Origin of the sequence: Xanthomonas cissicola (genome assembly GCF_008801575.1) — a bacterium.
Lineage (GTDB): Bacteria > Pseudomonadota > Gammaproteobacteria > Xanthomonadales > Xanthomonadaceae > Xanthomonas > Xanthomonas cissicola.
The window spans coordinates 1-2,643 of sequence record NZ_VZPL01000162.1; the positions used below are offsets into that span (position 1 = coordinate 1).

General features: G+C 58.4%; 5 pseudogenes. 1 reads left to right on the forward strand and 4 read right to left on the reverse strand.

From position 1 onward, the window contains the following. Positions 1-68: pseudogene (locus tag F7R02_RS27635) on the reverse strand (transposase); the annotation flags it as partial. A gap of 68 nt (positions 69-136) precedes the next feature. Between F7R02_RS27635 and F7R02_RS24885 the strand changes: the two are divergent. Continuing rightward, positions 137-304: pseudogene (locus F7R02_RS24885) on the forward strand (IS3 family transposase); the annotation flags it as partial. A gap of 29 nt (positions 305-333) precedes the next feature. On the opposite strand, the pseudogene F7R02_RS24890 reads toward F7R02_RS24885, so the two are convergent. The 3 pseudogenes from F7R02_RS24890 to F7R02_RS24905 all read right to left on the reverse strand — a co-directional run. Then, positions 334-1,518: pseudogene (locus F7R02_RS24890) on the reverse strand (TonB-dependent receptor); the annotation flags it as partial. 361 nt (positions 1,519-1,879) lie between these two features. Further along, positions 1,880-2,419: pseudogene (locus F7R02_RS24895) on the reverse strand (TonB-dependent receptor); the annotation flags it as partial. A gap of 118 nt (positions 2,420-2,537) precedes the next feature. After that, positions 2,538-2,643, reverse strand: a pseudogene (locus tag F7R02_RS24905) (IS5/IS1182 family transposase); the annotation flags it as partial.

The window sequence follows — 2,643 nt, forward strand, 5'->3', positions numbered from 1 at the left end:
ATCGCCACGCCGCTTTCGGCTTCGCGCAGAAAGCCGATGACCTGCTCGTCAGTAAAACGTTTCTTCACGTCCAATCTCCTCGGGGTAGGGAATTGGACTCCAAACTGAGGCGCTACTCAAAATTGGGTGGACGTCGCTCAAACGCGAGCGGATCAGGCGGCGGATCTACCCCACCAAGGACGCCGCACGCGCCGAGGTGTTCGACTACATCGAGATGTTCTACAACCCACAACGCCGTCATGGTTCAACTGGCGACCTGTCCCCTGTAGAGTTTGAACGGCGCTACGCGCAACGAGGGTCTTGAGTGTCTACGGAACCCTGGGCGTATCAACCGTCGTAGTCAAAGCTCGTGTAGTAACCGCTTCGCCTGTCGGTGTTTTGGATTCGAGTGTATTCAACGATGTTGCTGTCGTTGATGTTCCAATCCAGTTTTCCGTAGAACTTCGGCGTGCTGTATTCGTAATTGTTGCGTGCCTGGATGGAGTCACTACTGGCGTTGGTGCTGACGCCGTCCACTTTTTCTGATTCGCCCGCGACAAAGATGAAGAGGCGATCTTCGATCAAGGGGCCGCCTGCATAGGCGCTGTAGACAGTCCGCGTCTGCTTGTTGTCTTTGCCAGCACGATAGAGCGTGCCTGGCTGGTCAGGTGTGTCGTACTTGTATCCTGCAGGCAGCGTCGCATTTGGAAACCACACGTCTCCTCGCGAACTTGCCAGCGAGTCCGGCTCCCACACCGTCTGCACGCCAAAATGCCATTCATTGGTGCCGCGCTTGCCAAGCTGGTTGATGACGCCGCCCGTAGAACGGCCGTACTTGGCGCTGTAACCGCCGGTATAAGTTTCCTGCTGGTCGATGGCGCCGTACGGCAAGCTCACGCCGCCGAGGTTGCTCAATGGGTTGCTAACGTTGAAACCGTTAATGTAGTAAGCGTTTTCGGTGACGCCTGAGCCACCGAAAGACACCACCGAGCGCGAGCCATTGTTGAATGCGCCTGCGCCCGACACCGCACCCGGCGCCAGCAACGCAATCGCTTCGGCGCTACGGCCCAGCGGCAGGGTAGCCAACTGCTCGGACGTGATCACCGAGCGCGAGCTGGTCGAGCTGACATCGATCTTCGGCGCGTTGGCGGCGGTGACGGTGATCGCACCGAGCGTGGTTGCATCGGCATTGCTGCCCGATGCGGCCGCGCCACCGAAGGAGACCTCGGTGCCCGAGCCGACGCGCAGCTGCACGTTCTTGCGGGTGTCGACGACCTGATCGCCGCGCTTCAGGGTGACGGTGTAGGCGCCCACCGGCAGCGAGCCGAGGTTGTAGCGGCCATTGGCATCCACCGTAATGGTGCGGCTGAGACCGGTGTCGCTCTGCACCACGATCGTGCTGCCGGCTTCGGACGGGGCGCTGCCGTAAATGCTGCCGGTGGTGCTTTGCGCATAGACCGCGCCGTTGGTTAGGCAAGCACCGAGCACGACAGCAAGGGCGGTGCGTTTGAGGACTTGGCGACGAAACTGATTGCTCATTCCTGACCTTTCAACTGGAGTTCGGATAAGGGCGGTCATCGGGGAGTCAGATGGCCTTAACTCGAACGTAATGAATGCCTGCTATCGAGTGCAAGCATCTGACATGATTTGTTAATGAAATAACTAAAATCCGCATCGGAAGTGGGGAATTCGGCACAAAATGGCGTTGTGTCGCACACCTGGGCAAACGACCTGGAGCGGGCTCTCAGATTAATAGTTACGTTCGATACAGATTGCGTCGCCTGCTCGACCAGATCGAATGTTCTTGGGTGTTATTTGTCGCAAGCGAAGATCCACTGCGTTGCCAGGCCGCAACAAAAAAGCCCCGACATGCGGGGCTTTTTCGACACGCGTGAGGCCGTCAGAATCGCACGGTCGTTCCCAGATAGAAGAACCGGCCCACGTTGTCGTACAGCGCAGAGGTGAAATCCGAGCCGAAGTAGTTGCGCGGCGGATCCTTGTCCAAGGCATTGTCGATGCCCAGGTACACGTCGATCTTCGAGCCGGGGAATTGATAGCCGAACTGGAAGTTGTGGTACACGTACGAGCCGTTCTTGATCGGGCTGGCCGAACCAGGATTGCTGTTATAGCTCTCCGGGGTCACGCGCAGGTTGCCGTCCACGTAGTTCATGTCCCACGACGCGCGCCACGCGTTCCAGTTGTATTTGGTCTGGAACTGCGCACGCCAGCGCGGGTCGGTCACGTAGGTCACGTACTCGTCGTATTCCTGCGGAAAGTCCTGGAATACCCACTCGCGCGACTGGATCAGGCGGGTGCCGACAAACCGCAGCACGGTATTGCCTTGGCCGAGCTGGAAGCGGTAGTCCATTTCCAGATCCACGCCCACGCGACGCGAACGCGCCAGGTTTTCGTTCAGCGCCTGCCACCCGATGATGCTGTGTTAGGGAAGGTCTGAATAACGAGGCCTGAGAGTGCGGGATGTCGCGTCGTTCCGAAGAGTGGCGTTTGAATCTTTGGAATTTCGCCATTTCTGGCGCTTTCCGTGGGAATTTCCTGGTTTACAGGCGCACGCTCCCCATAGCCGGCAGCAACTGCTTTCGCTTCATCCACAGATTGGAGAGCGCAAACAAGGTCAGCACGTGTGCGGTGTTTTTGGCCAGGCCG